This window comes from Halomonas sp. PGE1, from assembly GCF_013000985.1.
In the GTDB taxonomy this organism is placed as follows: Bacteria; Pseudomonadota; Gammaproteobacteria; order Pseudomonadales; family Halomonadaceae; genus Halomonas; species Halomonas alkalicola.
The window spans coordinates 1,927,781-1,954,582 of sequence record NZ_CP053032.1 but is presented as its reverse complement, the minus strand read 5'-3'; the positions used below and the strand labels follow the sequence as shown (position 1 = coordinate 1,954,582).

27 protein-coding genes are annotated in these 26,802 nt (G+C 69.6%); 9 read left to right on the top strand and 18 right to left on the bottom strand.

Annotated features, from left to right (window positions below; all coding sequences use genetic code 11):
• Positions 1 to 247 precede the first annotated feature (247 nt).
• The 4 genes from HIR79_RS09190 to HIR79_RS09175 are packed head-to-tail and all read left to right on the top strand — an operon-like array spanning position 248 to position 3,876.
• Positions 248 to 1,285 carry a TRAP transporter substrate-binding protein gene (locus tag HIR79_RS09190; RefSeq protein ID WP_169958105.1) on the top strand — a complete coding sequence of 346 codons (1,038 nt, stop codon included), beginning with the start codon at positions 248 to 250 and terminating at the stop codon, positions 1,283 to 1,285.
• 15 nt (positions 1,286 to 1,300) lie between these two features.
• A complete protein-coding gene (locus HIR79_RS09185) occupies positions 1,301 to 1,870 on the top strand; it encodes a TRAP transporter small permease (RefSeq protein WP_169958104.1) in 570 nt (189 codons plus the stop codon).
• A complete protein-coding gene (locus HIR79_RS09180; protein WP_119022114.1) occupies positions 1,867 to 3,171 on the top strand; it encodes a TRAP transporter large permease in 1,305 nt (434 codons plus the stop codon). The genes HIR79_RS09185 and HIR79_RS09180 overlap by 4 nt, the downstream gene beginning before the upstream one ends.
• 3 nt (positions 3,172 to 3,174) lie before the next feature.
• Positions 3,175 to 3,876 (top strand): aspartate/glutamate racemase family protein, encoded by a 702-nt coding sequence (locus HIR79_RS09175; RefSeq protein WP_169958103.1) that lies wholly within the window; start codon positions 3,175 to 3,177, stop codon positions 3,874 to 3,876.
• Between the two features lie 113 nt (positions 3,877 to 3,989).
• On the opposite strand, the gene HIR79_RS09170 is transcribed toward HIR79_RS09175, so the two are convergent.
• A complete protein-coding gene (locus HIR79_RS09170; RefSeq protein ID WP_169958102.1) occupies positions 3,990 to 6,200 on the bottom strand; it encodes an OsmC domain/YcaO domain-containing protein in 2,211 nt (736 codons plus the stop codon).
• Between the two features lie 119 nt (positions 6,201 to 6,319).
• Here HIR79_RS09170 and HIR79_RS09165 point away from each other — a divergent pair, with 119 nt between their 5' ends.
• On the top strand, positions 6,320 to 6,949 hold the full coding sequence (locus tag HIR79_RS09165) for a CIA30 family protein (RefSeq protein ID WP_249322299.1): 630 nt from the start codon (positions 6,320 to 6,322) through the stop codon (positions 6,947 to 6,949).
• A gap of 11 nt (positions 6,950 to 6,960) precedes the next feature.
• Here HIR79_RS09165 and HIR79_RS09160 read toward each other — a convergent pair whose 3' ends face one another.
• The 3 genes from HIR79_RS09160 to HIR79_RS09150 all read right to left on the bottom strand — a co-directional run bounded on the left by HIR79_RS09160 (position 6,961) and on the right by HIR79_RS09150 (position 10,337).
• Positions 6,961 to 7,839, bottom strand: coding sequence for a PhzF family phenazine biosynthesis protein (locus HIR79_RS09160; protein WP_169958101.1), 879 nt, complete (start codon positions 7,837 to 7,839; stop codon positions 6,961 to 6,963).
• Positions 7,840 to 8,099: 260 nt separating this feature from the next.
• Positions 8,100 to 9,653 carry a glutamate synthase-related protein gene (locus tag HIR79_RS09155; protein ID WP_169958100.1) on the bottom strand — a complete coding sequence of 518 codons (1,554 nt, stop codon included), beginning with the start codon at positions 9,651 to 9,653 and terminating at the stop codon, positions 8,100 to 8,102.
• 147 nt (positions 9,654 to 9,800) lie between these two features.
• Positions 9,801 to 10,337: a helix-turn-helix domain-containing protein gene (locus HIR79_RS09150; RefSeq protein ID WP_169958099.1), complete on the bottom strand. Its 537-nt coding sequence runs from the start codon at positions 10,335 to 10,337 to the stop codon at positions 9,801 to 9,803.
• A 203-nt stretch (positions 10,338 to 10,540) separates the two neighbouring features.
• Between HIR79_RS09150 and HIR79_RS09145 the strand changes: the two genes are divergently transcribed.
• The 3 genes from HIR79_RS09145 to HIR79_RS09135 all read left to right on the top strand — a co-directional run bounded on the left by HIR79_RS09145 (position 10,541) and on the right by HIR79_RS09135 (position 13,364).
• Positions 10,541 to 11,292, top strand: a protein-coding gene (locus tag HIR79_RS09145) for an IS5 family transposase (RefSeq protein WP_371317400.1) whose coding sequence is annotated in 2 segments (ribosomal slippage) — positions 10,541 to 10,864 and positions 10,867 to 11,292 — 750 coding nt in all. Because the reading frame shifts where the segments join, the coding sequence is not laid out codon by codon here.
• Positions 11,293 to 12,357, top strand: a complete 1,065-nt coding sequence (locus tag HIR79_RS09140) for a class I SAM-dependent methyltransferase (RefSeq protein ID WP_249322298.1) — start codon at positions 11,293 to 11,295, stop codon at positions 12,355 to 12,357.
• A 101-nt stretch (positions 12,358 to 12,458) separates the two neighbouring features.
• A complete protein-coding gene (locus HIR79_RS09135; protein WP_169958098.1) occupies positions 12,459 to 13,364 on the top strand; it encodes a cation diffusion facilitator family transporter in 906 nt (301 codons plus the stop codon).
• A gap of 21 nt (positions 13,365 to 13,385) precedes the next feature.
• On the opposite strand, the gene HIR79_RS09130 is transcribed toward HIR79_RS09135, so the two are convergent.
• Entirely contained in the window at positions 13,386 to 13,988 is a 603-nt protein-coding gene (locus tag HIR79_RS09130) for a LysE family translocator (protein ID WP_169958097.1), read from the bottom strand.
• Positions 13,989 to 14,097: 109 nt separating this feature from the next.
• On the opposite strand from HIR79_RS09130, the gene HIR79_RS09125 reads away from it, so the two are divergent.
• Positions 14,098 to 15,495, top strand: coding sequence for an aminotransferase-like domain-containing protein (locus HIR79_RS09125; protein ID WP_169958096.1), 1,398 nt, complete (start codon positions 14,098 to 14,100; stop codon positions 15,493 to 15,495).
• 94 nt (positions 15,496 to 15,589) lie between these two features.
• Here the strand turns inward: HIR79_RS09125 and HIR79_RS18480 are convergent, their stop codons facing one another.
• The 13 genes from HIR79_RS18480 to HIR79_RS09065 form a co-directional block, all read right to left on the bottom strand.
• Positions 15,590 to 15,775: a hypothetical protein gene (locus HIR79_RS18480; RefSeq protein WP_249322297.1), complete on the bottom strand. Its 186-nt coding sequence runs from the start codon at positions 15,773 to 15,775 to the stop codon at positions 15,590 to 15,592.
• On the bottom strand, positions 15,711 to 17,234 hold the full coding sequence (locus tag HIR79_RS18475) for an MBL fold metallo-hydrolase (RefSeq protein ID WP_249322296.1): 1,524 nt from the start codon (positions 17,232 to 17,234) through the stop codon (positions 15,711 to 15,713). The genes HIR79_RS18480 and HIR79_RS18475 overlap by 65 nt, the downstream gene beginning before the upstream one ends.
• 142 nt (positions 17,235 to 17,376) lie before the next feature.
• Complete coding sequence (locus tag HIR79_RS09115; protein ID WP_169958095.1) at positions 17,377 to 17,730, bottom strand: DUF1428 domain-containing protein; 354 nt, start codon at positions 17,728 to 17,730, stop codon at positions 17,377 to 17,379.
• The gene (locus tag HIR79_RS09110; RefSeq protein ID WP_169958094.1) at positions 17,727 to 18,137 is read right to left on the bottom strand and encodes a YciI family protein; all 411 of its coding nucleotides are present in this window, start codon (positions 18,135 to 18,137) and stop codon (positions 17,727 to 17,729) included. The genes HIR79_RS09115 and HIR79_RS09110 overlap by 4 nt, the downstream gene beginning before the upstream one ends.
• A complete protein-coding gene (locus HIR79_RS09105; RefSeq protein ID WP_169958093.1) occupies positions 18,134 to 18,979 on the bottom strand; it encodes a YciI family protein in 846 nt (281 codons plus the stop codon). Before HIR79_RS09105 ends, HIR79_RS09110 begins: the two co-directional genes overlap by 4 nt.
• Before the next feature lie 88 nt (positions 18,980 to 19,067).
• A complete protein-coding gene (locus HIR79_RS09100) occupies positions 19,068 to 20,315 on the bottom strand; it encodes an RNA polymerase sigma factor (protein WP_169958092.1) in 1,248 nt (415 codons plus the stop codon).
• A 132-nt stretch (positions 20,316 to 20,447) separates the two neighbouring features.
• Positions 20,448 to 21,215 carry a DUF2182 domain-containing protein gene (locus tag HIR79_RS09095; protein WP_169958091.1) on the bottom strand — a complete coding sequence of 256 codons (768 nt, stop codon included), beginning with the start codon at positions 21,213 to 21,215 and terminating at the stop codon, positions 20,448 to 20,450.
• Positions 21,216 to 21,262: 47 nt separating this feature from the next.
• Positions 21,263 to 21,925, bottom strand: coding sequence for a DUF1326 domain-containing protein (locus tag HIR79_RS09090; protein ID WP_169958090.1), 663 nt, complete (start codon positions 21,923 to 21,925; stop codon positions 21,263 to 21,265).
• Between the two features lie 142 nt (positions 21,926 to 22,067).
• Positions 22,068 to 22,649: a TetR/AcrR family transcriptional regulator gene (locus HIR79_RS09085; RefSeq protein WP_169958089.1), complete on the bottom strand. Its 582-nt coding sequence runs from the start codon at positions 22,647 to 22,649 to the stop codon at positions 22,068 to 22,070.
• A gap of 119 nt (positions 22,650 to 22,768) precedes the next feature.
• Entirely contained in the window at positions 22,769 to 23,689 is a 921-nt protein-coding gene (locus HIR79_RS09080; RefSeq protein WP_169958088.1) for a metal ABC transporter permease, read from the bottom strand.
• Complete coding sequence (locus HIR79_RS09075) at positions 23,686 to 24,897, bottom strand: metal ABC transporter permease (RefSeq protein ID WP_169958087.1); 1,212 nt, start codon at positions 24,895 to 24,897, stop codon at positions 23,686 to 23,688. Before HIR79_RS09075 ends, HIR79_RS09080 begins: the two co-directional genes overlap by 4 nt.
• Positions 24,897 to 25,694, bottom strand: a complete 798-nt coding sequence (locus HIR79_RS09070) for a metal ABC transporter ATP-binding protein (protein WP_169958086.1) — start codon at positions 25,692 to 25,694, stop codon at positions 24,897 to 24,899. Before HIR79_RS09070 ends, HIR79_RS09075 begins: the two co-directional genes overlap by 1 nt.
• The gene (locus tag HIR79_RS09065; protein ID WP_211620995.1) at positions 25,694 to 26,692 is read right to left on the bottom strand and encodes a metal ABC transporter solute-binding protein, Zn/Mn family; all 999 of its coding nucleotides are present in this window, start codon (positions 26,690 to 26,692) and stop codon (positions 25,694 to 25,696) included. The genes HIR79_RS09070 and HIR79_RS09065 overlap by 1 nt, the downstream gene beginning before the upstream one ends.
• Positions 26,693 to 26,802: the final 110 nt, after the last annotated feature.

Genomic DNA, 26,802 nt, shown 5'->3' with positions numbered 1-26,802 from the left:
CATGGCGCTACCAATCTGCACACTTTCCGGGCAAGAAACGAAACAGTCGCGCGGGCGACGCCCAGGCGATTCTGGGGTAATAGGCTGTTTTTGTTGTGAAACTGAGGTTTCTTGGAATTGATGGCATGAAACTTGGATCACTCAAGGCGACTGCCGCCGCCGCGAATGCGGCGGGCCGATACCGCCACCTGGCGCCCAGCGGAGCCGCTCTCCCGCCCGAGGTGCCACCGATGACAGGACCAAGACCATGCTGACACGTACCGCTCTGGTAACCGCCGTCTCCGCCGCCCTGATGGCCTCCGCCGCCCAGGCCAGCTCGCTGTCGCTCCAGGTGCTGGGCCAGCCCGCCGGCTCCGGCCTGATCGCCCAGCAGAAGGAGCAGCCCTTCTTCACCAACCTGGCCGAGCACACCGGCCTGGACATCAACGTGCAGTACCTGCCGGTGGACGTGGCCGGCGTGCCCGACACCGACGGCCTGCGCGTGCTGCGCTCGGGGCTCTTCGACATCGTCTCCCTGCGCGGCCCCCAGGTGAGCCGCGACGAGCCCTCCATCCTCGGGCTCGACCTGATCGGGCTCAACACCAGCTTCGAGGCCGGCCGCGAGCACGTCGATGCCTTCTACGACTACGTGGACAGCCGCCTGCAGGAGCGCTTCAACGCCAAGCTGCTGGGCACCTGGCCGGCCGGCCCCCAGGTGATCTTCTGCCGCGGCGAGATCGGCGGCCTGGATGACCTGCGCGGCAAGCGCGTACGCGTGGGCGACCAGAGCGCGGCCAACTTCGTCGGCCAGCTCGGCGCCACCGGCATCTCGATGCCCTTCGGCGACGTCCAGCAGTCGCTCTCCCGCGGGGTGATCGACTGCGCCATCACCGGCCCCGCCTCGGCCAACTCCGGCGGCTGGCCGGAAGCTACCACCACGGTGCTGCCCATCGCCCTGCAGCTGGCCATCAACGGCTACGCCATCAACCTCGATACCTGGAACAGCATGACCGAGGAGCAGCAGGGCAAGCTCGAAACGGCCATCGCCGGGCTGAGCGACGAGATCTGGGCCTACTCCGAGGAGCTCTACGAGGACGCCATGCGCTGCAACGCCGGCGAGACCCCCTGCGAGTACGGCAAGCCCTACTCCCTCACCGAGGTGCCGGTCACCGACGAGGACCTGGCCAAGGTGGCCGCCGCGGTGGAAGAGGTCTCCCTGCCGATCTGGGCGCGCCAGTGCAACGCCGCCGCCGCGGACTGCGAAGCCGTGTGGCGCGACACCGTCGGCCAGAAGCTCGGCCTCTGAGCCGCGGAGGCGACGATGAACATCTACGCTCGCATTCTCGGCATGCTGTTCGGCGCCATGATGCTGCTGCTCGCCCTGCTGATCACGGTGGAGACCGTGATCCGCAAGGCGTTCTCGATGTCGCTTGGCGGGGTCGATGAACTGGGCGGCTACGCCATCGCCATCGCCGCCCCGCTGGCGTTCTGCGTGGCCATGGTCGAGCAGTCCCATATCCGCATCAACCTGGTGCACATGCGCCTGCCCTTCCGGGTGCAGGCGGTGCTCAACGCCCTGGCCGCCCTCACCCTCGGGCTGCTGGCGGCCTTCCTGCTCTACTTCACCCTCCAGACCGTCCAGGACACCCGGCTCTACGGCTCCATCGCCCAGACGCCCCGGGCCACGCCGCTGATCTACCCGCAGACCGTGTGGCTGATCGCCATGCTCGCCTTCACCCTGGCGGCCGGAGTGCTGACCGCCCAGGCCCTGGGGCTGCTGGTGAAGGGCGACTGGAAAGGGCTCAACCGCCGCTTCGGACCGAGCTCCACCCAGGATGAGCTGGAGGCGGAACTCGAGGACCTGAAGCAGCGCGAAGGAGGCCAGTCATGAGCATTCCCCTGATCGCCACGGCGTTCATCATCATGCTCGGCCTGATGCTGCTGAGCATCCCGGTGGCCGTGGCCATTCTCTTCGTCGGCGTGATCGGCGGCTACCTGATGCACGGCTTCCCGCTGGTGGACATGATGGGCGGCGTGGTCTGGAGCAGCCTGAACAGCCCCTCCATGCTGGCGATCCCGCTGTTCATGCTGCTCGGCGAGCTGCTGCTGCGCGGCGGCATCGCCGACCGCATGTACGCCGCGCTCTCGGTGTGGTTCAACCGACTGCCGGGCGGGCTGCTGCACACCAACATCGCCACCTGCACGCTCTTCTCGGCGACCTCGGGCTCGTCGGTGGCCACCGCCGCCACCGTGGGCACCATCTCGCTGCCGGCGCTGCAGAAGTACCGCTACCCGGTGCGCCCGTCGCTGGGCTCCCTGGCCGCCGGCGGCACCCTGGGTATCCTGATTCCCCCCAGCATCAACCTGCTGGTCTACGGCCAGCTGGCCAACACCTCGGTGAGCCAGCTCTTCGCCGCCGGCCTGATCCCGGGCCTCACCCTCGCCCTGCTCTTCTCCGTCTATCTCTTCATCTTCCACGGCAAGGCGGGCAATGCCTCCCTGGTGGAGGTCAACCTGCCGCTGCGCGAGAAGCTCGCCCTCTCGCGCCACCTGGTGCCGCCCTTCGTGATCTTCGGGGTGGTGATGGGGAGCATCTACGGCGGGATCGCCACGCCCACCGAGTCCGCGGCCATCGGGGTGATGATCGCCCTGGCCTTCATCGTCGGCGGCGGCAAGCTGAGCCTCGATCTCTTGATCCACTGTTCGCTGCACGCGGCCAAGACCACCGGCATGGTGATCATCGTGCTGATGTGCGCCCTGCTGCTCAACGTGACCCTCTCGATGCTGGGCGTGACCCAGGCGCTGACCCAGTGGGTGGCGAGCTTCGGCCTGACCCAGGTGGGCCTGCTGCTGGTGCTGCTGCTCTTCTACGTGGTGCTCGGCACCTTCATGGATGCCATGTCGATGCTGGTACTGACGGTGCCGATCACGGTGCCGATGGTCATGGCCGTGGGTGTGGACCCGATCTGGTTCGGCATCTTCATCGTGCTGATGTGCGAGATCGCCCTGATCACGCCGCCGGTGGGCATGAACCTCTTCGTGGTGCAGGGGGTGCGCAAGGATGGCGGCAGCTTCAACGACGTGATCTGGGGCTCGCTGCCCTTCGTGGTGATCATGGCGCTGTTCACGCTGGCCATCATGGTCTGGCCGCAGATCGTGATGTGGCTCCCCGACCTGCTGGCGGGGCGATGAGCCATGACGCACACCCGTGGAGACGCCACTCCGCCGGCCAGCGTGCGCGTGCTGGCCATCAATCCCAACACCAACCCGACCGTTACCCAGCGGGTGCAGGCGGTGCTGCAGGCCCAGGCGCCGCCCGGGGTGCTGATCGAGGCGGTCAGCCCGCCCCAGGGGCCCCGGGCGGTAGAGAGCGGGCAGGACAAGACCCGCGCCGCCGGCCACGTGATGGCGCTGATCGAGCGCCGCCTGGCGCAGGGCTACGCCGGCTATATCCTCGCCTGTTTCGATGACATCGCCGTGGCCGAGGCCCGAACCCTGACCGGCGCCCCGGTGGTCAGCCTGGCGGAGGCCGGCATTCGCCGCGCCGACGCCACCGGCGGCCCCTTCACGGTGATCACCACCTTCGAGGGGGCCGTGGCCATCATCGAGTCGCTCTGCGAGGACTACGGCGTCAACGAGCGCTGCCGCGTGGTGGCCACCGGGTTCGGCGTGAGCGATACCGCGGCGCGCACGCCCCAGGCCGAGGCGCGACTGGCGACGCTCTGCGAGCAGGCACGGGCAGAGGGCGCTCGCGCCATCGTGCTGGGCTCGGGGGGATTTGCCGGACGCGGTGAGGAGCTGGCCGCACGCCACGGCCTTCCGGTGATGGACGGCTTCGCCGAGGCGCTGGCCTTCGTGCTGCACCAGGCGGAACCCGAGAGGGCGCAGGGCGTCTAGCGTCCGCCACCTCTCCAGCCAATGTCTTCAACCAAAACGCAAGGCCCCCGAACCAGTCGCCTGGTTCGGGGGCTTTGTCATGCCGGGCGTGGGCGGCGCGACGCCGCCCTCACTCAGGCCGGGGCACGCATCCCCGCCCGGCGGGCCCGGGCGGCGTGGAGCTTCCTGTAGCTCTCGATCAGGCGCTGGTGCTTCTCCAGCCCCTCCAGCGCCATGCTGGTGGGCGTCAGGCCGTGGAAGCGCACCCTGCCCAGCACCGAGCCGATCACCGCCTCGATGGTCGCCTCGCCGAACATGCGGCCGAGGTTGTGGCGGAAGTCGTCGAGTTCGAGCTCGTCATCCAGCACGATCTCCAGCACCGCCTGCACCGCGCGGTAGAAGAGGTTGCGCTCGACGGTGTTGTCATTGAACTGCAGGAACATCTCGACCCGCTCCAGGGCCTCCTCCTGCTGGCCCAGCGCCAGGTTGATCAAGAGCTTCAGCTCGAGGATGGTCAGCTGGCCCCACTCGGTGTTCTCGTCGAACTCGATGCCGATCAGGGTGATGATATCCATGTGCTCGTCGAGCTGGCTCTCCTCCAGGCGCTCGAGCAGGTCGGCAAGCCGCTCATCCTCCAGGCGGTGCAGGTTGAGGATCTCCTCGCGGTACTGCAGCGCCACGTTGGTGTTGTCCCACACCAGATCCTCCACCGGATAGACCTCGGAGAAGCCGGGCACCAGGATGCGGCAGGTCGGCGCGCCGAGCTCGTCGCGCACGGCCACGTAGGCCTCGAGCTCCAGCTCCTCGAGGATGCCGAACAGGGTCGCCGCCTCCTGCTCGTTGCTGTTGGCGCCGCTGCCGGAGAAGTCCCAGTCGCAGAAGTCGATGTCCGAGCGGGCGCTGAAGAAGCGCCAGGAGATCACCCCGGAGGAGTCGATGAAGTGCTCGACGTAGTTGTTGGGCTCGGTCACCGCCATGGAGTTGAAGGTGGGCGGCAGAAAGTCGTTGAAGCCCTCGATGCTGCGCCCCTGCAGCAGCTCGGTGAAGGTGCGCTCCAGGGCCACGTGGAAGCTCGGGTGGGCGCCGAAAGAGGCGAAGACGCCGCCGGTCTTGGGGTTCATCAGGGTGACGCACATCACCGGGAACTGGCCGCCGAGCGAGGCATCCTTGACCAGCACCGGGAAGCCCTGGGCCTCCAGCGCCTCGATGCCCTCGACGATCTCCGGATAGCGCGCCAGCACCTCGGCCGGCACGTCGGGCAGCGCCAGCTCCTCCTCGATGATCTTGCGCTTCACCGCCCGCTCGAAGATCTCCGAGAGACACTGCACCTGGGCCTCGGCCAGGGTGTTCCCCGCGCTCATGCCGTTGCTGAGGTAGAGGTTCTCGATCAGGTTCGAGGGAAAGTAGACCGTCTCGCCGTCGGAGTGGCGCACGAAGGGCAGCGAAACGATGCCGCGATCCGCCCGGCCGGAGTTGGTGTCGATCAGGTGCGAGCCGCAGAGCTCCCCCTCCGGGTCGTAGATCTCCCGGGTGTAATCGTCGAGGATCTCCGCCGGCAGCGCGTCGCCCGGCCCGGGCTGGAACCACTTCTCGTCGGGGTAGTGGACGAACTCGGCGTCGGCGATCTCCTCGCCGAAGAACTGGTCGTTGTAGAAGAAGTTGAAGTTGGTGCGCTCGATGAACTCGCCCAGCGCCGAGCAGAGCGCGCTCTCCTTGGTGGCGCCCTTGCCGTTGGTGAAGCACATCGGCGAGGCGGCATCGCGGATATGCAGCGACCACACATGAGGCACGATGTTGCGCCAGGAGGCGATCTCGATCTTCATGCCGAGCTCGGCCAGGATGCCGGTCATGTTGGCGATGGTCTGCTCCAGCGGCAGGTCCTTGCCCTCGATCCAGGTGAAGTCGTCGCCGTCAGGCTGGCCCATCAGCAGCGCCTGGGCGTCCTCGTCGATGTTCTCGACCACCTCGATCTGGAACTCGGGGCCCTCCTGCACCACCTTCTTCACCGTACAGCGGTCGATGGAGCGCAGGATGCCCTGGCGGTCCTTCTCCGAGATATCCTCGGGCAGCTCGATCTGGATGCGGAAGATCTGCTTGTAGCGGTTCTCCGGGTCGACGATGTTGTTCTGCGACAGCCGGATGTTCTCGGTGGGGATGTCCCGGGCGTTGCAGTAGACCTTGACGAAGTAGGCCGCACACATCGCCGAGGAGGCCAGGAAGTAGTCGAAGGGCCCCGGCGCCGAGCCGTCGCCCTTGTAACGAATGGGCTGGTCGGAGATGACCGTGAAGTCGTCGAACTTGGCCTCCAGGCGGAGGTTGTCGAGATAGTTGACCTTGATTTCCATGGGGCACCGGGGGAGCGTTGGGCGTGAACGAACGAAACCGGGCATTATCCCGGTTTTGGCGCCGGACGTCTCGGCAGGGTTACAAAATGGCACCCAGATCGCCACGATGAGGAACCGTCATGCCGCGCTTTCTAATGCTCACCATGATCGTCGTCGTCAGCACCGTCGCTGCCATGTTCGCGTTTCTCATCTTCTTCTCGGACGTGCAGGCCAGCGAGCCTCCGGCTACCGTGACCGCACAGACACAGGGTGAGCCCATGACCTACCTGATCGACTTCCAGGACCCCGGCGAGGCCAACCGCTGGCGCGCCATCAACGACAGCGTGATGGGTGGCGTCTCTCGCGGCGGCCTGGCGGTGGAGGATGGCATCGGCGTCTTCCGCGGCGAGACGTCGCTTGAAAACAACGGCGGCTTCGCCTCGGTGCGCCGCGACCCCGAGGCCTTCGACCTGAGCGACGCACCGGGCCTGGCACTCCACGTGCGCGGCGACGGGCGCACCTACCAGTTGCGCCTCTACACCGGCCAGCTGCCGGAGGGCGCCGCCTACCGGGCGAGCTTCCAGCCGCCCGCCGGCGAGTGGCAGCGCGTTGAGGTCTCCTGGCACGACTTCGAGGCGGTGTTTCGCGGCCGACTGCTGGAGGGCATCCCGCCTCTCGATCCCACAGGGATTGATCAAGTGGGGCTGATGATCGTCGACAGGCAGGCAGGGCCCTTTCGGCTGGAGGTGGCCTGGCTCGATGCGCTGTGAGGCTCCCCCGGCTAGACCTCGACGCGCAAGGTCGACATGACGCGGGCCGCGCCTCCGGCCATGAGGCGGGAGATCTTCCCGTCGGCAAGCTCGAGCTCGACCCTGATGACGCTGGGTGACGGGGGCTGCATCAGTCGGCCCTGCTCGATCAGCATCTCCCGTTCCGCCACCCCGAGATGGTCGTGGAGATAACAGGCCAGGGGGCCAGCCGCCATGCCGGTTGCCGCCTCCTCCGCTATGCCGAACCGGGGGGCGAACATGCGTGCCCCGGCGTGACGGCCCTTCACCTGGGTTTCCGTCGAGAAGACGTAGTAGCCGATGAGATCCAGCTCATCGCTGATCGACTCGACCAGGGGAAGGCGTGGACTCAGCTCGGCGACCGCCCTCTCGTCGGGCAGGGGAACGAGAAGGAAGGCGTTGCCCGTGTTCACGACACAGGGCGCTCCGACGCCAAGCGATTCGGCATTCGCCAGTCCAAGGGACGCCATGATGCGGCCGCCCAGGTCGGACGCCATCTCGATGGGGGCGTAGGCCGGGGCGCGCTGCTCCATGAAGGCCATGCCATCCTCGACGAGGATATCCCGGTTGCCATCCACCGTTTCCTTGGCGTGGCGGCCAACGCCGATGATTCCTAGCTGTCGCAACAGGGAGAACGTGGCGATCGTGGCGTGACCGCAATGGGCGATCTGCCGGGTTGGCGTGAAAAACTCCAGCCTGATGGTGGCCCTGACCGACGCCGAAACGAAGGCAGTCTCGGACAGGCCGATCTGCCGAGCCACCTTGAGCTTCTGTGCGGCGGTGAGCGCATTGGCATCGACCACGACACCGGCCGGGTTGCCGCCCGCGTTGCCGTCGATGAAGGCGTTGACTATCTGGACGTCGATCTGCATGACCTCTCCCTCCGAGCAATAGGGGGCGACACCGGTTTCAACATTACATCGCCCGCATATGCGAGCCCACCCCCAGCACCATGACGGCCATCCATACCAGAAAGAGCAGCACCAGCCCGGCCAGTACCAGCGCTGCCAGGCGCGCCAGGCCGAACGCCCCCTTGTGCCGCGGCCCTCTTTCCCTTCAGCGTAATCCGCCGGGAGCTACTCGCCAGTCGCAAGACGACGCCAGGGGTGGGGAAGCCCTGACCGAGGGGGCGTCAGCGCCCGGGGTCCATGACCCCCACGTAGCGCACCCCGCTGAGCAACGCCATCTCGCGCTTCCAGGTGGCCAGGTCGTCGGAGTTGAAGCCGGCCAGGCTGTCGTGGCCACAGGCCCGCGCCATCACCTGGATCAGCGCCGTGGATGCACGCAGGAAGCGCTCAAGCTGGGCGGCGGACTTGTCGACATCCAGCCGCTGTCGCAGGTCCGCACGCTGGGTGGCGATGCCCGCCGGGCAGTTGTTGGTGTTGCAGATGCGCGCTGCCACACAGCCGATGGACTGCATGGCGCTGTTGGCGATGGCCACCCCATCGGCGCCCAGCGCCAGGGCCTTGACGAAGTCGATGGGCAGGCGCAGGCCACCGGTGATGATCAGGGTCACGCGGCCGCTGGCCCCCTCGGCGTCCAGGTAGCGCCGGGCCCGGGCCAGCGCCGGGATGGTCGGCACGCTGATATGGTCGCGGAACATGGTGGGGGCCGCCCCGGTGCCGCCCCCGCGGCCGTCGAGGATCAGGTAGTCGGCCCCGGCGTCCAGAGCGAACTGGATGTCGCGCTCGATATGGTTGGCGCTGAGCTTGAAGCCCACGGGAACGCCGCCGGTGATCTCGCGCACGCGATCGGCGAAGCGTCGGAAGTCCGCCACGCTGTGCAGGTCCTCGAAGGTGGCCGGCGACACCGCGGGCTGGCCCTCCTCGAGCCCGCGCACCTCGGCGATCTTGCCGGTCACCTTGTTGCCCGGCAGGTGGCCGCCGGTGCCGGTCTTGGCGCCCTGGCCGCCCTTGAAGTGGAAGGCCTGTACCTTCTCGAGCAGCTGCTCGTCATACCCGAAGCGGGCGCTGGCCAGCTCATAGAAGTAGCGGGAGTTCTCGGCCTGCTCCTCGGGCAGCATGCCACCCTCGCCGGAGCAGATGCCGGTGCCGGCCCGCTCGGCCCCGCGGGCGAGCGCCACCTTGGCCTCCTCGGAGAGGGCGCCGAAGCTCATGTCGGAGACCAGCAGCGGCATCTCCAGGGTCAGCGGCCTCTTCGCCTCGGGGCCCACCACCAGGCGGGTGGCCACCTCGGCATCGTCGAGCAGCGGCTGGGTGGCCAGCTGCGCCACCATCAGCTGCAGGTCGTCCCATTGGGGCAGGCGATGGCGCGGCACCCCCATGGCGGCCATGGGCCCATGGTGCCCCACCCCCTCGAGCCCCTCCCGGGCCAGCTGGTGGATGAACTCGACGGTGGGCTCCTCCTCGGTGGCCTCGGCCCTGGGCACCCGCGCGCCATCACCGTCCCCCTTCGGCTCGGGGGCCTCCTGGCCCACCTGCTCCCCGCTGAACTGCTTGTGGGTGCCGTCGCAGTAGGGCGCATCGCCGGTCTGCTTGCACTGGCAGAGGTACGCCTCGCCATCCTTGTCGGCGGTGAACATCTGCGGCGTGAAGCCGGTGCCCTTATGCGAACCGTCGCAGAAGGGCTGGTCGCCGGAGCGGCCGCAGCGGCAGAAGGCGTACTCCTTGCCCTTCTCCAGGGTGACCTTCTTCGGCTTGTTGTCGGCGATGACCGGCTGGCTCATGGCAGGCTCCTGATTGCATGGGAAGGGGGCATCGTCGTCAGTCTGGAAGAGGCAGGCAGCCCCCGCCAGTGGCGACGCGGGCGCTGGGTAAACGCAGAGCCCGGCCGGCCTCGCCCTCCCGGGCCCGCGCCGGACCTTCCGCGCGGCTCACTGCAGGCGCAGCCGCATGCCGCGAAAGCGCCGCCGGTAGTGGCTGGGGGTGAGGCCGACGCGGCGGCGGAACAGGGCGCGGAAGAAGCTCGGGTCGGCGTAGCCGACCTGCTCGGCCACCTCGTCGATGGGGGCGTCACCGCTCTCCAGCATCTGCTTGGCCTCTTCCAGCCGCAGGGTGTGGACGTAGTCCATGGGCGTCATGCCGGTGGCCTGCTTGAAGCGACGCTTGAAGGAGCGCTCGGTCAGGGGCTCCTCGGGCGCTACCAGCAGGTCGGGAATGCAGATCGCCACGGGCGCCGGCAGGTCCGCCAGGGCGCCGTCGGGCTGGATCCAGGCGCCGTTGGCGGTGCGAAAGCCCTGCCCGTCCCGGGAGACGATGCAGGGATTGAGCAGCGAGGGACCGCTGCGGCCGTGCACCAGGAGCTCCCAGTCGCGGCCGGTGGCGCCGAACAGGTCGTACATGCCATAGAGGGTCGAGGCGGTGGTCTCGGGCACCGCGAGAAGTGCGATGGTGGCGGCGGGCTCGCCCATGGCAGGAAACCCCCGGTTGCGGCACGAAGCGCCTGCGTGTCGGCGATGCCACGGTCCTAAGCTGGTCGCGTCACTCCCCACAACGACAAGAGGGCCCGATCATGTGTGACATCGCCATACCCCATGCCCACAAGGCTAGGGTGCGTTAACAATTGCTGATGGAGATCGGGCTGATTTAGAATATCAGCATTTTTCGGTGATCTATGCCTCGGCTAATGCTACGTGATGACCAATGGGAGCGCATCGAGCACATGCTCCCCGGCAAAGCTTCAGATCGCGGGGTGACGGCCAAGGACAATCGCTTGTTCGTGGAAGCCGTCCTGTGGATCGCCCGGACAGGCGCTCCCTGGCGTGATCTGCCCGACGCCTTCGGTCGCTGGCACACTGTCTACATGCGCTATAACCGGTGGTCTAAGAAGGGGGTCTGGCAGCAGGTTATCGACACATTAGCCGATGATCCCGACATGGAGCAGCTGATGATAGATGGCAGTATCGTCAAAGTTCATCAGCATGGGGCGGCAAAAAAACGGCTCAGAGCACCGAAGCCATGGGGAAATCGCGTGGGGGATTGAGCACCAAGATCCACGCGGCGGTCGATGCCCTCGGCAACCCGGTACGGCTAATCCTCACACCGGGCCAAGCGTCTGAGTACGGAGCCGCCCCAGCGTTACTGGCGGGCTTTTCTCCAGCGGCGGTGCTTGGCGACAAGGGGTATGATTCCACCGCTTTGAGGGACATCATTCGAGCGGTGGGCGCCGAGCCGGTGATTCCGCCGAGAAAGAATCGCTTGGAATGCCCCGAGATAGATTGGCACTGTTACAAGGATCGCAACCTGGTAGAAAGGTTCTTCCAGAAAATCAAGCAGTTCAGGCGGCTGGCAACACGCTATGAGCGACTGGCGAGAAACTACCAGTCGCTACTCAACCTTGTATCCGCCGTCATATGGCTGGCCTAATTGTTAACGCTCCCTAGCACCGACGACTTCGAGTCGCGCCTGGTTTCGGCGCTCAACGAGGGCGGCGTGATGCTGCTCACCTCCCTCGGCCACCGCACCGGCCTGTTCGAGGCCCTGGCCGCCGCCGGGCCGGTCACGCCCGAGGCGCTGGCCGAGCGCGCCGGCCTACACGAGCGCTATGTGCGCGAGTGGCTCGGCGGCATGGTGGCCGGCCGCGTGGTGGAGACCGACCCGGCGCGCGGCACCTACTGGCTGCCGGCCGAGCACGCCGAGCTGCTCACCGATGCCGGCCCCGCCAACCTCGCCATCTATGCCCAGTTCATCTCGATGCTGGGCGGCGTGGAGGACGAGGTGGTGCGCTGCTTCCGCGAGGGCGGCGGCGTTCCCTACTCCCGCTATCCGCGCTTCCAGGAGGTAATGGCCAGCGACAGCGGCCAGACCGTGCTGCCGGCGCTGTTCGACGCCATCCTGCCGCTGGCGCCGGGCCTGCCCGCGCGGCTCGAGGCCGGCATCCGCGTGCTGGACTGCGCCTGCGGGCGCGGCCGCGCCCTGCTGGCCATGGCCGAGCGCTACCCGGCCAGCCGCTTCGTCGGCTACGATCTCTCGGCGGAGGCGATCGAGTGGGGCCGCGAGCAGGCCGCGGCGGCGGGGCTCGACAACCTCAGCTTCGAGATCCGCGACCTGAGCGACTTCGACGCCACCGCCGAGCCCGGCGCCTTCGAGCTGGTCACCACCTTCGACGGCATCCACGACCAGGGCCAGCCGCGCCGGCTGCTCAAGGGCATCCACCGCAGCCTGACGCCGGACGGCGTCTACCTGGTGCAGGACATCCACGCCTCGAGCCACCACCACCTGGACCGGGAGCACCCGCTGGGCGCCCTGCTCTACGCCGTCTCGGTGAGCCACTGCATGACGGTGTCGCTGGCCCAGGGCGGCGAGGGTCTCGGCACCATGTGGGGCCGCGAGCGGGCGCTCTCCTACCTGAAGGAGGCGGGCTTCCGCGATATCCGGGTGCAGCAGCTCGAGCACGACATCCAGAACGACTACTTCGTCTGCCGGCCCTGAGCCTGAGCCCCAGCAGATGCCTCAAGGACGCCGGACGAGCCCCCTCGCCCGGCGTTTTGCGCTCGGCTAGAATGAACGGTTTTCCCTATCCGAGAACCATCATGCAAGCCACGCTGGAACAGCGCGCCCTCAAGGTCTCCATCGTCGTCACCCTCGTCGTCTCGAGCCTCGGGGTCACCTTCGGCCTGCTGGCCGGCTCCCAGTCGATCCTCTTCGACGGCGTCTTCTCCACCATCGACGCGGCCATGTCGGGGCTCTCGCTGGTGGTGGCACGGCTCGCCATCCGCGAGGCCAGCCAGCGCTTCCAGCACGGCTACTGGCATCTGGAGCCGCTGGTGGCGGCGCTCAACGGCGCCATCCTGATGCTGCTCTGCTTCTACGCCTTTCTCAATGCCGTTCAGGGGCTGATGGAGGGCGGCCGCGAGCTCGACTTCGACCTCGCCATCGCCTATGCGGTGGTGGTGGCCATCGCCTGTTTCACCATGGTGATCTACCAGAAGCGCCTCAACCGTCGCGCCGACTCCGAGTTCGTGCGCATCGACATCCAGGGCTGGCTGATGGCCGCGCTGATCACCACCGCCCTGCTGGTGGCCTTCGCCATCGCCCTGCTGCTGCAGGACACCGCCTGGGCGCACCTGACCCGCTACGTCGACTCCGCGCTGCTGATGGTGCTCACCGCCTGCTTCATGCCGGTGCCGCTGGGTATCGTGCGCCGGGCGGTGCGCGAGATCTTCCTGATCGCCCCGAGCGCGGTCGACCGCGAGGTGCACGCCGCCATGACGCCGGTGATGGCCCGGGAGGGGCTGCTCACCTACTACAGCCACGTGGCCAAGGCCGGGCGCGGGCACTTCATCGAGATCCACATCGTCACCGCGCCCGAGTTCGGCGCCGGCCAGGGGGTGGCGGTGATGGACGAGATCCGCGAGCAGATCAGCGCCGGGCTCTCCATCCCGCCGGAGCGGCGCTGGTTCACCGTGGCCTTCACCGCCGACGAGCGCTGGGCATAGCGCCTCGGGAGCGCCCCGCCCTCAGGCGAGGATCAGCCAGACACAGGCCGCGGTCAGCGCCCCCATCAGGCCGTTGAAGAGACGCCAGGCCCGCGGCGTGTTGAGCCAGCGGCCGATGGCCACGCCGAAGCCGGCCCAGAGCGCAATGCACGGCAGCGCGACCAGCTCAGCGAAGGCCGCCAGCAGCAGGGCGTTGCGCAGGGTGTCCCCGCCGGACGGCAGGAAGCCCGCCATCAGTGCCAGCCCCATCACCCAGGCCTTGGGGTTGGCGAACTGGAAGGCCGCCGCCTGCCAGAAGGTGAACGGGCGGCCTTCGCCCCGCCGGCGCAGGTCCGGCGGCGGCGCGGTGGCGATGCGCCAGGCCAGGTAGAGCAGGTAGGCGCTGCCCGCCAGGCGCAGCGCCAGTTGCACCGGCGGGTAGCGTTCGAAGAGCAGGCCGAGCCCCAGCGCGATCCCGGCAAACAGCAGGAAGCAGCCCCCCAGGATGCCGAACATGTGCGGCAGGGTCCGTCGGAAGCCGTAGTTGGCGCCCGAGGCGGTCAACATCACGTTGTTGGGACCCGGCGTGAGGGTCATGGAGATTATGTAGAGCCCTGCGGGCCCGAGGAATGCCAAGGCGTCCATTTATTGCACCCATACAATTTTAGCGTTATCACTGGTGAATGCGGCATCCAATGCCTACAATCACCAGAATAAGCGGTGCAATTTTCCCAGCAAGGCTTTTATTGCCACCATGACAATCTGGACCCCCACCCTCGACCCCGAGGCCCCACGCTACCGGGCCATCAGCGACGCCATCGCCGGGGCCATCCGCAGCGGCGAGCTGGCAGCGGGGGAGCGTCTGCCCCCCCAGCGCCGGCTGGCCGACGCCCTGGGCGTCACCGTGGGCACGGTGACCCGCGCCTACGCCGAGGCGGAGCGCCAGGGCTGGGTGACGGCCCGGGTCGGCAGCGGCACCTACGTGCGCGGCACCGACGCCGCCGAGCCCTCCCCCTTCCTGGCTACCCCGGTCGAGGCGCACGACGGCCTGATCGACCTGAGCCTCAGCCTGCCGCCGCCTCACCCCCTGCGCGCGGCCGCCCTGGGTCGCGCCCTGGCGGAGATCGCCCGGGACGAGGCGGTGCTGCGGCACTGCGTGAACTACCAGCCGGAGCGAGGCCTGCCGCGGCACCGCGAGCAGCTCGCCGCCTGGATGGGCCGGCTCGGCATGCCGGTTGCCCCGGAGGCGCTGATGGTCACCCAGGGCGGCCAGCACGGCATCGACCTGGCCCTGCGCGCCCTCACCCGCCCCGGCGAGCGTATCGCCGCCGATGCCCTCACCTACCCGGGGCTGATCGGCGCCGCGCGCCTGGCGCACCTCAAGACGCTACCGGTGCCGCTGGATGACGCGGGGATGGACATGGATGCCCTGGCGCGGCTCTGCGCCCAGCAGCCGCCGCGGCTGGTCTACGTCACGCCGGACCAGAACAACCCCACCGGCACGCCCATGGGTGAGGCGCGCCGCGAGCGGCTGGCCGAGCTCGCCGCACGCCACGACTTCTGGATCCTGGAGGATGGGGTGCAGTACCTGCCGGCGAGCGAGCGCGGCACGCCCCTCTACCAGCTCGCCCCGGAGCGCACCCTGTTCACCTTCAGTACCGCCAAGGTGCTGGCCGGCGGGCTGCGCATCGGCGCCCTGGTGGTACCGGAGGCGCTGCGCGAGCGGCTGGGGGCGACCCTGCGTGCCCAGAGCTGGATGGTGCCGCCGCTGATGGTCGAAGCGGTGTGCCGCTGGGTCGCGAGCGAGGATGCCGCCACGCTGCTGGCGTGGCAGACCGCGGAGCTGGGCGAACGCCAGCGCCTGGCGCGGGCACAACTGGCCGCCTATGCCCCCAGCGGGCGCCCCCACGGCAGCAACCTCTGGCTGCCGCTGCCCGAGGGGGTGCGCGCCGCCGAGCTCCTGGCCGATCTGGAGCGCCGCGGCCTGCGCCTGACCGGCCCCGAACCCTTCTGCGTGGGCAGCGAGCCCGCCCCCCAGGCGGTGCGCCTCTGCCTCGGCGCGGCGGCCTCCCGGGAGGCGCTGTCGCAGGCCCTCGCCACGCTGCTGGAGAGCCTGCAGACGCCGCCTCCCCCGCCCTGGCGAACGCTCTGAAGCGGAGTGAACGCAGCAGCTCCCGCTCGCCCCCGACGCCTTGGCGTCCAAGGCCGCGCCTGCTCTGTTCTCTGGCGCCCGAAACCGCGCCTACTCAGGGCTGGCGCGCCATCCACTCCCCCGCCCGCTGCTCGGCGCGCCCCTCCCCCTCCAGCTTGAGCAGGTGGGCCAGCGCCGAGCGCGCCGCCACCCCGAGCCGCGCCTCCGGCACGTCGTCATAGGCATAGCGGGTCAGCGCCTCGAGGCTCGCCGGCCCGTGGCACGCCAGGGCACGGGCCACCTTGTGCTCCCGCGCCAGGCGGTGGGTCACCAGGAAGTCGATGGCGGCGTGGGCCTCGCCGATGAGGAAGCCGTGGCCGGGGGGCGATGGTGTCGAAGGCCTCCTGCCCGAGGGCGTGCAGGGCGGCGATGTACGCGGCCATGTCGCCATCCGGCGGGTTGATCACCACCGTGGAGCCCTGCATCACCTGGTCGCCGGCAAACAGCAGCCGCGCCGGTTCCAGCAGGTAGCAGAGGTGGTTGGAAGCGTGCCCGGGAGTGTGCAGCACCTTGAGGGGCCCCGCCGGCGTGTCGAGGCGCTCGCCGTGGCGAGGCCGGTGGTCCGGGGCGAAGGTGGCGTCCTGGCTGGCGCCGGGCGGCGGCGGCAGGCCCACCAGCCGGGCGCCGGTGCGCGCCTTGAGCCAGGCCGCCCCCGGCGAGTGGTCGATATGGGTGTGGGTCACCAGCACCCGGGAGAGGCGCCCGCCGGCCAGCGCCAGCAGCCGCTCCAGGTGCTCGGGGTCCGCCGGGCCGGGGTCGATCACCACATGATCCCGGCCATCGTCCAGCAGGTAGCTGTTGGTGCCGGGGCCGGTCATCACCCCCGGGTTGGGCGCGGTCACTCGGGTCACCCCGGGGACCAGGGCCACCGCCCGGCCGGGCATGATCTCGGCGTGGGCCGTGCCGTGGCGGTGCGGGTCCAGGCGGCGCACCTCCGCATAGGCCGGCGCGTCCGGCTCCACCTGCCAGTCGGCGCCCCCCTTGCGGGCGGGCCAGGGGCGGCTCGGGCGTGGCGTCGGCGGGTTGGCGTGGGCATGGCGCAGCAGCGCCTCGGCATCGCGGAACTCGGCGAGCAGGCGCAGCGTGCGCAGGGTGGGATAGCCCAGCGCCAGCCGGCCATGGCGGTGATCGGCCAGAGCCTCGGCGGGGGTCAGCCAGGCGTGGGCGATGGTCTCGCTGCCGTCATGGCTCGCTTGCTGCCCCGGCGGCGCCAGGGCCACGAAGAAGCGCGTATCGAAGCGCCGCGGCGCCCCCGGCGGCGTCACCCAGTGGCCCACGTAGGCCAGCCGGTCCAGCGGCAGCGAGAGGCCGTGGCGCTCGCACAGCTCGCGGAAGCCGACCTCCTCGCCGCGCAGCACCTCGCGCCCTTCGGTCAGGATCGGGTGATCCCCCGGCACCGGCTGCCCCTGCCCGTCCAAAGCCAGCAGCAGGCCCGCCTCCTCCAGGCACTCGCGCAGGGCGGCGATCATGTAGTCGGCGCCGCCCTCGTCGAGGCTCAGGGTCTGGCTGACGGCGGCATCATCGCGTCCCGAGGCACAGGCCCGGACCTGCGGATCGCGGGTGTCCACGGCGCCGCCGGGAAAGACAAAGTAGCCGGGCAGGAAGGCGGCCTTCCAGGTGCGCTGCAGCAGCAGCACCTCGAGCCCCCGGTCGCTGTCGCGCACCAGGGCCAGGGTCGCGGCGGGACGTATCGCAGTCATGGGCGGCCGGGGGCCGGGTTGGCCGGCGGGAGGTCAGCAAGCTGGGGCATCACGGGGGTCCTTGTGGTGAGGAGGGCATCCCCAGCAATACCATGCCGGCCGCCCCCGGCCAATCGGCCCATGGCAGGGGGCAGCGCCACCCCTACTCGTCCACCACCACCTCGAAGCCGCCGTAGATCAGCCGCTTGCCATCGAAGGGCATGGGGTTGACGTCCGGCTGCAGGCGCGGGTCTGCCATGACCTTGGCCATCGCCTGGTCGCGGACCTCGCGGGAAGGCCAGACCAGCCAGGAGAAGATCACCGTCTCGTCCGGCCGGCACTGCACGGCCAGGGGGAAGGAGGTGACCTTGCCCTCGGGCACGTCATCCCCCCAGCACTCCACCACGCGCAGCGCACCGTGCTCCTTGAACACCTCCGCGGCATCTCGAGCATGCTGGATGTACTGCTCGCGGTTGGCGGTGGGCACCGCGGCGACGAAGCCATCGACATAGTTCATGGGGTCTCTCCTCCTATTGGGGGCCGCGACGGGGCGGTCTCGGGTGCCGGGTCACGGGGTGGCAGCTCGCGGATCGGCCGCACTTCGACGGTGCCGAAGCGCGCCGGCGGAATGCGCCCGGCGAGGCGCAGCGCCTCGTTGAGGTCGCGGGCCTCGAGCAGGTAGAAGCCCGCCAGCTGCTCCTTTGTCTCGGCGAAGGGGCCATCGGAGACCAGCGGCTCGCCGTCGCGAAGGCGCACGCTGACCGCGCTCTCCACCGGCTGCAGTGCCTGGCCGCCGAGGAAGTGCCCCTGCTCGGTCAGCCGTTCCACCCCGGCCACGCACTCCTGATTGAGGTCGTGCCACTCCTGGTCGGTCATGGCGGCGATCAGGCTCTCCTGGTAGTAGACCAGGGCGGCATACTTCATGACGCACCTCCCGTTTCCTGATCCAGGCAGTGGCCGGTCCGGCAGGCGATCATCCAGGGCATCCCGAAGCGGTCGGTGAGCATGCCGAAGCGCCGCGCCCAGAAGGTCTCGGCGAAGGGCATGGCGACCTCCCCGCCCTCGGCAAGCCGTCGGAACACCTCGGCGGCCTGGGCCTCGTCGTCATACTCCAGGTGCACCCGGGCGCCCTGGGGAGCACGGTAGTCCTCTCCCGGCATGTCCGCCCCCATCAGCCGGCGGCCGCGCAGGTTGAGCGAGGCGTGGATGATGCGGTCGTGCCAGTCCGCCGGGACCTCCGCGGCGGTCGGGGTCTCGCCGTAGGTGATCAGCGCTTCCAGATGGCCGCCGGTGACCTCGACGTAGTAGGTCATCGCCTCCCGGCAGGTGCCGGGGAAGGTCAGATGCAGGTTGAGCTCGTCGGGCAGCCGGGCCTGGACGCGATGCTGCTCGAGGCCGGCGCTCGGCGCGAAGTCCTCGAGGGTGTAGTAGCGGCGCAGCTCCAGGGTGACGTTGCCGTCGCTGTCCTCGGGGGGCCACTGACTGGCCCAGCGGATCGCCTCCTCCAGAGAGTCGACCTCGAGCACGCTGTAGCCAGCCAGCAGCTCCTCGCTGGGCGCGAAGGGGCCGACCACCACCCTAGGCTCGCCGTCGCGGAAGATCAGGCGGCAGCCCTCGCGGCTCGGCCTCAGGCCATCCCCGGAGACCATCACCCCGGCCCTGAGCATCCGCTGGTTATAGTCGGCCATGGCGGCGAGCACCTTCACATCCGGCTGGGGATCCGACTCCGTCCGGGCATCGGCCTTGCGCATCAGCATGTAACGCATGACATCCTCCTTAGCTGTGGGTTACCTCCTTGAGCCGCACCGGCTCGACGCAGATCGACAGCCGACAGGTTTTTTTCGCCCCGCCTGCTCAGCATTCGAGCTCGGCCAACCGGCGTTCGAGGTAGCGCCGCTCGGCCCCCTGGCCGCACAGCGCAAGGGCCTGCCGATAGGCGAGGAGCGCCTCGTCGGACCGGCCGGCGCGGCGCAGCAGGTCGGCCCGGGCGGCATGGAAGAGGTGATAGTCGGCCAGGGCGGCCTCATCCCCCAGCGTCGCCAGCTGGTGCAGGCCCGCCTCCGGGGTATCGCGCATGGCCACCGCCACCGCCTGGTTGAGGGCCACCACCGGCGAGGGCTGGCGGCGCTGCAGCGCCGCGTAGAGCCGTACGATGCGAGCCCAGTCGGTGGCCTCGGCCCGGGGCGCCTCGGCGTGCACCGCGGCGATGGAGGCCTGCAGGGTGTAGGGGCCGGTGGGCGTGAGTTCCAGCGCCCGGGCCAGGCAGGCCAGGCCCTGTTCGATACGCTCCCGGTCCCAGCGCCCTCGATCCTGCTCCTCCAGGGGGACCAGCTCGCCATCGGCGCCCTGGCGTGCGGCGCGGCGAGCATCATGCAGCAGCATCAGCGCCAGCAGGCCGAAGGCTTCGCCCCGGGGCAGCAGCTCGACCAGCGCGCGGGCGGTGCGTATCGCCTCCTCGGCCAGGCTGACGTCGAGCAGCGCCTCTCCGTCGCTGCGCGAGTAGCCCTCGTTGAACACCAGGTAGAGCACCCGCAGCACCCCGGCCAGGCGTTCCGGCAGGGCCGCGGCCTCAGGCACCTCGTAGGGCAGGCCCAGCTCGCGCAGGCGCCGCTTGGCCCGCACGATGCGCTGGGCCAGGGTAGCGGGCCTGGCCAGCAGGGCCGCAGCCACCTGCTCGGTGGTCAGGCCGCACATCTCGCGCAGGGTGAGCGCCACCCGGTCCGCCATGGCCAGTGCCGGGTGGCAGCAGGTGAAGAGCAGGCGCAGCATGTCGTCCTGGATCGTCACGGCATCGAGGGACTCAAGGGCATCGAGCCCGGCCGGCAGGGACGCCTCCTCCAGGGGGGTCTGCTCCCGGGCATGGCGGCGGATCACCTGGCGCCGCCGGATCTGGTCGACGCCGCGGCGCTGGCCGACACGAATCAGCCAGGCGACGGGATGCTCGGGCACGCCCTCCCCCGGCCACTGCTGCACCGCACTGGCGAAGGCCTCCTGCATCGCCTCCTCGGCGAGGTCGAAATCACCGGTCAGCCGGATCAGGGTGGCCAGCACCCTGGCAGAGTGCTGCCGGTAGAGCCGCTCGATCTGCTGCTCCATGCTCATGGGGAATCACCGCTGCCTGGACATCCCTTCAGCATAGACGGCAAGCCGAATCACCCTGGCCGTTGGCCACCGGGTGGCGAGGCGAGGCCATCGCGGGCCCCGCCTCGCCTGTCGTCGGGCCAAGAAGCGGCCTCAGTGGGCGCCATGGAGAGGGATGCCGTGCGGCACGGGGTCAGGCGTCAGGCCAGGTAGCCAGGCCGGCTCCACGATCACCAGCAGCCCCAGCAGGATCAGCGCCACGCCAACCGGGCGCACCAGGCGCGCGCCGTGGCGCCCGACCTTCTCGTAGAGCATCAGGGCGGCGAGCGGGGCCATCCAGGCCAGGTTGGCGATCCCGACCACGAACATCACCAGCATCAGCGCCCAGCAGCAGCCGAGGCAGAAGGCCCCGTGGCGCAGCCCCAGGGCGAAGCCGCCGGCCACGCCGCGCCGGTAGTGGTTGAGCAGGAAGGCGCGGGGGGCTCGGCACTTGTCCAGGCAAGCTTCCTTGAGGGCGGAGAACTGGAAGGCCCCGGCGAGCACCAGCACGCCACCGGCCAGCCACTCCGGCCGCTGATGCCACCGGGGCCATTGGGCACCGAGCCCCTCCACCAGCGCCATGGCGAGAAGCGCCGCCAGGCCGAAGGCGGTCCAGACCACCAGGTAGCCGAAGAGGAAGCTGGCCCGAGCCAGCCGGGGGTGGGGCTGCCCCGCCGCCACCTGTCGATAGAGCCCGACCATGGGCAGGGCCGTCGGCAGCATCATCGCCGCGATATGCACCTGCCAGGCCACCAGGAAGAGCGCCAGGCTGGCCCAGAGGGCCACTCCATCGACCACCAGCCGGTGGTGGTGCACCCACTGGGCCTGGCCGCTCAGCTCGGCACCCACGGCGAGGCCCCAGGCCACCACGATGATGCCCATCAGCAGGGAGGCATGTCACCAGGCGGGGCGCACGCCAGAAGCGGCGCTCATGGCGCATGCTCCATCATCCAGCGGGTCTGGATGGTGTTGTGGCCGTCGAAGGACCACTCCATGCCGTGCTGGGGCAGGGTCACCCGGTAGCGTCGCGACTTGCCGATATAGGCCGGGGCCCCCTTCACCGTGGTGAAGGCGCTGCCGTAAAGCGTCGCGGTGCTGCCATCTGGAGAGGACTGGATGGGCGCGAAGGCCGCCTCCACCATCCCCTCGACCTCCAGGCGCCCGCTGGCCTCAGAGGCCTCGTGGAGGATCGGCACCCGCTCGACGGCGACCACCTCCCCGACCAGGCTCGCCAGGTCGGCCAGCGGCCCGCCCAGCTTGCCGCCGAAGGCGTCCATCAGGGCCTCGACCTGTGCATCGTCGGCACGGCTGTCGACCAGCAGTACCGAGCGCCAGCCGCCGGCCAGGGCATTACCCGGGATATGGGCCACATTGACCAGGGTCAGCCCCGAGACATCGATCCCACGGGCCTCGCCCTTCTCCAGATGAAAGGTAATCACGCCGAAGCATTCGCCCCGGTCCGGGTCCTCACCGATGAAGCAGGGGCAGGAGACCGCGCAGGAGCAGAGCTCCAGCATGGTGCCTTCCAGACGGTAGCTCGCATCGGCCGTTGCAGTGTCTGTTGCTGCGGTGTTTGTCGTGGTGATGTTCATGGCGCACCTCCACCAGCGTCAGGGTTGGATTTCCCCGGGTGGTGAGATGTCGTGAGCGGTCACGGCACCGGCCACGCCGGGGCAGTCGCGCTCCACAGGCCGCCTGGTGCGGCCGGGTCCCTGGCAACCTCCTGGCGCTTCGTCATGACGCCCGGGTCGCCGCCGAGAAGGTGAAATCCAGCATCCGATCGAGGGGGCCCGGATCTCGCAGCAGGCGGCTGCGCAGGGCAGCGCCTTCCCAGCAGTTGAGCAGCAGATTGGCCAGTTCTCGCGGGTCAGCGTCCTGGGGGATCTCGCCCCGATGGCGAGCTTCCTCCAGGCAGCTGGCGATACGGCCGCTGATCTCGCCGAAACAGGCTTCGATTCTGGCCGCGAAGGTGGCATTCACGCCGGAGAGCTCCTGCCCCAGGCCGCCCAGCATGCAGCCCAGGTAGCCATCCTGGCGGTACTTCTCCCGGGTCAGCTCGAAGAAGCGTCGCGCTCGCCCCAGTGGTGTCAGCGAGGGGTCGCCCAGTGCGACGTCGAGCCCTCGCTGCACCTCCTCCATGTAGCGGTCGATGACCTGCAGGGCGAAGTCCTCCTTGCTGGTGAAGTGGTGATAGAACGACCCCTTCGGGGTGTTCGTCTGCTTCAGCAGCGCCTGGATGCCCAGGTCGTGATAGCCGTGCGTCAGCAGCAGGGAGAGTCCCGCCTCGAGCAGGCGGTCCCGCGTGGTCGTCGCCATTCAACCTCCACTAGACTGACCGGTCTACTCTCAACATAGGACGTTACCAGGCGCTGTCAAGAAACTCGTGGATGAGTCGCCGCGGAAGAGGCAGGGAGCGGGAAGGTACGGCGGCCTCCTCAGGCCGCCGCCGCCCCGGTGCGTCGGCGCCGAGGACCGGCCAGGCAGGCGGCCAGCAGGATCAGGCCCGCGACGCTTGCGATCATGCCGGCGGCGCTGACCGAAAGGTCATGGCCCAGCCAGCCGGGACCGTGGCCGGCGAGCAGGTAGCCGAGCACCGCGGAGAGCACCGCGAAGAGCTGGCTCCAGGCGATCTGGCGCCCCAGGCGATTGGTCATCAGCCGCGCCGCGGCGGCCGGACAGATGAACATGGCGATGACGATGATCGAGCCCACCGCCTCGAAGGCGGCGATGGCGGCGATGGCCACCAGGGTCACCAGCAGCAGGTCGACCAGCGCCGGGCGGGCGTTGACGCTGGCGGCGAACTCCGGGTCGAAGCTGCCCAGCACCAGGTGGCGGCGCAGCACCACCAGCATGGCGACCACCAGCAGCCCCACCCAGGCGGCGCGGCCCAGCTGCGGGGGGAGGTCCGCCAGGGCCACCGGGTCGAGCAGCGCGGCGGGGCCGGTGCCCTCGAACCAGATCAGGCTCTCCAGGTTACCGTAGAGGGCGTGTTCCACGTCGAGGTGCACGCCGCTGGCGCCGTGCCACTCCAGCAGCAGCACTCCGAACGCGAACAGGCTGGTGAACACCACCCCCATGGCGGCGCTCGCCTCCACCCGCCCCAGGCGGCGGATCAGCTCGATCATCCCCACGGTGACCAGCGCCGAGACCCCGGCGCCCAGCATCATCGCCGAGGAGGCGAGCACCCCGGTAAGCAGGAAGCTGACCACGATGCCGGGCAGCGCCACATGGCTGATGGCGTCGCCGATCAGGCTCTGCCGGCGCAGCACCAGGAAATTGCCGAGCAGCGCGCAGGTCATGGAGATGATCACCGCCACGCTGAGCGGCACCAGGCTGAACATCATGAACTCGCTCATCGCGCGGCCTCCCGGCGGCCCAGCAGCTGCGTCTCCAGCGCCATGATCGCATCCGGAGAGAGCACCTCGTGGATCGGCACCAGCCCCGCGTGCTCGCGGTGCAGGGCGTCGTCGGGGTAGCGCGCCCGGTAGAGCGCCCAGAGGCGCTCCTCATGCTCGGCGTCGCGGGCGGCGGCGAGCCCCGCCGGGGTCGCCACGCCGTCGCGGCGGATATGGCCGCGCCGGCGCAGCAGGGTCAGGGTCAGGTCGTCGAAGATCGGCTCCTCGCGGGCCAGCGCCAGCAGCCCCTGGCGCAGATGCACCCGGCGGCGCAGGCGGCGATAGGCCAGCAGCGAGGCCAGCACGCCGCGGCGCGGCGAGAAGAGAAAGGAGACCATGAACAGCGCGAAGGCAGAGAGTACGATCAGCGGGCCGGTGGGCAACCCCTCGCGCACGCTGGAAACGGTCACGCCCAGGTAGCCGGCCAGGGCCCCGAGCAGCGCGGCCAGGGCCACCATGCGCATGGGCTGGTCGGTCCAGAAGCGCGCCGCCACCGGCGGAATGATGGTCAGGGCCACGATCAGGATCAGCCCGGTGACCTTGAGGCCGATCACCACCACCGCCATCAGCAGCATCAGCAGCACGAGGTCCAGGCGGCCGGTATCGAGCCCCTGGGTGCGGGCGAAGTCGGTGTCGAAACAGATCAGCAGCAGGTCCCGGCGCAGCACCAGCACCGCCAGCAGCAGGCCCAGGGCCGAGCCGGCGATCAGCTTGGCCTCGGAGGCGAGCATCCCGGCGGTGGCGCCCACCAGGTAGCCGGTGAGCCCGGCCTGGCCGGCCACCGCCATGGACTGGATCACGGTGATCAGCACCACGCCGAACGCAAAGAAGGAGGAGAGCACCGCGCCGATGGCGGCATCCTCGCCGAGCCGAGTACGCGCGCTGATCGCCTGCACCGCCCACAGCCCGATGGCCGCGCTGCCGGCGGCACCGAGCAGCAGCGCCGGCAAGTAGCGCCCGTCGCCGGTGGCGAGCCCCACCAGGATGAAGGCCAGTGCCAGGCCGGGCAGGGTCGCGTGGCTGATGGCATCGCTGACCAGGGCCCGCTTGCGCAGCAGCACGAAGGTGCCGACCATGCCGGCGCCCGCCGCCAGCAGCATGGCCCCCAGGGTCACCACGCTGGTGTTGTAGCCGAGGGTGAAGGTGAGCGCGCGCCACCAGGTCTCCATCAGCGCCCCCGCTCCGCCAGGGCCGGCTCCACCAGCCGCGCCAGCTGCACCGGGCTCAGCCGGCCGCCGTAGGTGGCCTGCAGGTTGGCCTCGGTGAACACCTCGTCCACCGGCCCCGCGGCGATGCGCCGTACGTTGAGCAGCAGCACATGGTCGAAGTAGCCGCGCACCGTGGCCAGGTCGTGGTGCACGCAGAGCAGGGTGCGCCCCTCGTCGCGCAGCGACTTGAGCACCTCGACGATGGCGGTCTCGGTGGCCGCATCGACCCCGGCGAACGGCTCATCGAGGATGGTCAGGTCGGCCTCCTGGACCAGCGCCCTGGCCAGGAAGACCCGCTGCTGCTGGCCGCCGGAGAGCTGGCCGATCTGGCGCTCGGCGAAGGCCTCCATGCCCACCCGGGCGAGGGCCTGCATGGCACGGCGGCGCTGGCCGCGGCCGCCGAACTGCCACCAGCGCAGGTCGCGGAACAGCCCCATGGCCACCACGTCGATCACCCGGGCCGGGAAATCCCAGTCGACGCTGTTGCGTTGGGGTACATAGGCGACATGGCGGGCCATCTGGTCGAAGGGGCGGCCGAACACCCACACCTCGCCGGTCAGGCGCCGGGTAATGCCCAGCGCCGCCTTGAGCAGGGACGACTTGCCGGCCCCGTTGGGGCCGATGATGGCGGTCATGCTGCCCGGCGGCGTGACGAAGTCCACCGAGTGCACCACCGGGCGATGGTCATAGCTCACGGTCAGGCCCTGGATCGCGAGCGGGCTGGCGATCACCTCCTTGCCGAGGCGCGCATCGGGCATCAGAGGCGTTCCTCGAGGTGGCCGAGCCGGCCCAGGCGCCCGCCCTCGGGCACCTCGCCGCCCAGGGCCAGGGCGATCTGGCTGACGTTGTGGTCGAGCATGCCGAGCCAGGTGCCCTCGTAGCTGCCCTCGGGGCCCATGGCATCGGAGTAGAGTTCGCCGCCGATGCGCACCTCATGGCCGCGGGCGGCCGCCCCTTCCACCAGGGCGCGCACGTTGCGATCCGACACCGAGGTCTCGACGAACAGCGCGCCGATCTCGCGCTCTACCAGCATCCGCACCAGCGACTCGATGCGGGCCAGGCCCGCCTCGCTCTCGGTGGAGTAGCCCTGGATGCCGAGCACCTCGAAGCCGTAGGCATCGCCGAAGTAGCCGAAGGCGTCGTGGGCGGTGACCAGCACTCGCGCCTCCTCGGGCACGCTGGCCAGTACCTCCCGAGCATAGGCGTCCAGCGCCTCGAGCTCCTCGAGGTAGGCCTCGGCGCGCTCGGCGAAGCCGTCGGCGTGCGCCGGGGCCAGTTCGGTCAGGGCATCGCGCATCGCCTCCACGGCGTAGCGCCAGCGGCTCGGGTCCATCCAGACGTGGGGGTCGGGCTGGTCGGGGTACTCCTCGTCGGCCAGGCGCGCCTCGGCGGGCACCGCCTCCCCCACGGCGATCACCGGCTGGCGCTGGCCGAGGCGTTCGAGGAAGGACTCCAGTTGGGCCTCCAGGTAGAGGCCGTTCCAGAACACCGCGTCCGCACGGGTCATGGCGGTCACGTCGGTGCGGGTCTGGCGATAGAGGTGCGGGTCGACGCCGGGGCCCATCAGGCCGCGCACCTCGACGCGATCCCCCCCCACCTCGCGCAGCACATCGGCGATCATGCCGGTGGTAGCGACCAGCTGCAGGCGTTCATCGGCCGCGACGGCCGGTGCCGCGGCGGCCGTCGCCGCGACAAGACCAGCAACGGCGAGAGGCCGCGCGAAACAGGCAGGGATCAATTGACGCAGTCTCGACACGAGAGGCTCCTTCAGGCCAGAGGCATCCCCTTGCCACCAGGCGCAGGGAAGGAAATTGACCATAGGGTACCGCGAACCGCTCCCGATGCTAATCGAGCAGGGCTAGCCGC

What these genes read in the sequence shown, in the direction of transcription:
- HIR79_RS09085 (WP_169958089.1), bottom strand. Translation starts at nt 22,649, where the DNA reads ATGGCGACGACCACGCGGGACCGCCTGCTCGAGGCGGGACTCTCCCTG.
- HIR79_RS09165 (WP_249322299.1), top strand. Translation starts at nt 6,320, where the DNA reads ATGCCGCGCTTTCTAATGCTCACCATGATCGTCGTCGTCAGCACCGTC.
- HIR79_RS09160 (WP_169958101.1), bottom strand. Translation starts at nt 7,839, where the DNA reads ATGCAGATCGACGTCCAGATAGTCAACGCCTTCATCGACGGCAACGCG.
- HIR79_RS09190 (WP_169958105.1), top strand. Translation starts at nt 248, where the DNA reads ATGCTGACACGTACCGCTCTGGTAACCGCCGTCTCCGCCGCCCTGATG.
- HIR79_RS09130 (WP_169958097.1), bottom strand. Translation starts at nt 13,988, where the DNA reads ATGGACGCCTTGGCATTCCTCGGGCCCGCAGGGCTCTACATAATCTCC.
- HIR79_RS09095 (WP_169958091.1), bottom strand. Translation starts at nt 21,215, where the DNA reads ATGGGCATCATCGTGGTGGCCTGGGGCCTCGCCGTGGGTGCCGAGCTG.
- HIR79_RS09155 (WP_169958100.1), bottom strand. Translation starts at nt 9,653, where the DNA reads ATGAGCCAGCCGGTCATCGCCGACAACAAGCCGAAGAAGGTCACCCTG.
- HIR79_RS09135 (WP_169958098.1), top strand. Translation starts at nt 12,459, where the DNA reads ATGCAAGCCACGCTGGAACAGCGCGCCCTCAAGGTCTCCATCGTCGTC.
- HIR79_RS09175 (WP_169958103.1), top strand. Translation starts at nt 3,175, where the DNA reads ATGACGCACACCCGTGGAGACGCCACTCCGCCGGCCAGCGTGCGCGTG.
- HIR79_RS09090 (WP_169958090.1), bottom strand. Translation starts at nt 21,925, where the DNA reads ATGAACATCACCACGACAAACACCGCAGCAACAGACACTGCAACGGCC.
- HIR79_RS09075 (WP_169958087.1), bottom strand. Translation starts at nt 24,897, where the DNA reads ATGGAGACCTGGTGGCGCGCGCTCACCTTCACCCTCGGCTACAACACC.
- HIR79_RS09125 (WP_169958096.1), top strand. Translation starts at nt 14,098, where the DNA reads ATGACAATCTGGACCCCCACCCTCGACCCCGAGGCCCCACGCTACCGG.
- HIR79_RS09080 (WP_169958088.1), bottom strand. Translation starts at nt 23,689, where the DNA reads ATGAGCGAGTTCATGATGTTCAGCCTGGTGCCGCTCAGCGTGGCGGTG.
- HIR79_RS09170 (WP_169958102.1), bottom strand. Translation starts at nt 6,200, where the DNA reads ATGGAAATCAAGGTCAACTATCTCGACAACCTCCGCCTGGAGGCCAAG.
- HIR79_RS09105 (WP_169958093.1), bottom strand. Translation starts at nt 18,979, where the DNA reads ATGCGTTACATGCTGATGCGCAAGGCCGATGCCCGGACGGAGTCGGAT.
- HIR79_RS09180 (WP_119022114.1), top strand. Translation starts at nt 1,867, where the DNA reads ATGAGCATTCCCCTGATCGCCACGGCGTTCATCATCATGCTCGGCCTG.
- HIR79_RS09185 (WP_169958104.1), top strand. Translation starts at nt 1,301, where the DNA reads ATGAACATCTACGCTCGCATTCTCGGCATGCTGTTCGGCGCCATGATG.
- HIR79_RS09110 (WP_169958094.1), bottom strand. Translation starts at nt 18,137, where the DNA reads ATGAAGTATGCCGCCCTGGTCTACTACCAGGAGAGCCTGATCGCCGCC.
- HIR79_RS09150 (WP_169958099.1), bottom strand. Translation starts at nt 10,337, where the DNA reads ATGGGCGAGCCCGCCGCCACCATCGCACTTCTCGCGGTGCCCGAGACC.
- HIR79_RS09070 (WP_169958086.1), bottom strand. Translation starts at nt 25,694, where the DNA reads ATGCCCGATGCGCGCCTCGGCAAGGAGGTGATCGCCAGCCCGCTCGCG.
- HIR79_RS09115 (WP_169958095.1), bottom strand. Translation starts at nt 17,730, where the DNA reads ATGAACTATGTCGATGGCTTCGTCGCCGCGGTGCCCACCGCCAACCGC.
- HIR79_RS09100 (WP_169958092.1), bottom strand. Translation starts at nt 20,315, where the DNA reads ATGAGCATGGAGCAGCAGATCGAGCGGCTCTACCGGCAGCACTCTGCC.
- HIR79_RS18475 (WP_249322296.1), bottom strand. Translation starts at nt 17,234, where the DNA reads ATGACTGCGATACGTCCCGCCGCGACCCTGGCCCTGGTGCGCGACAGC.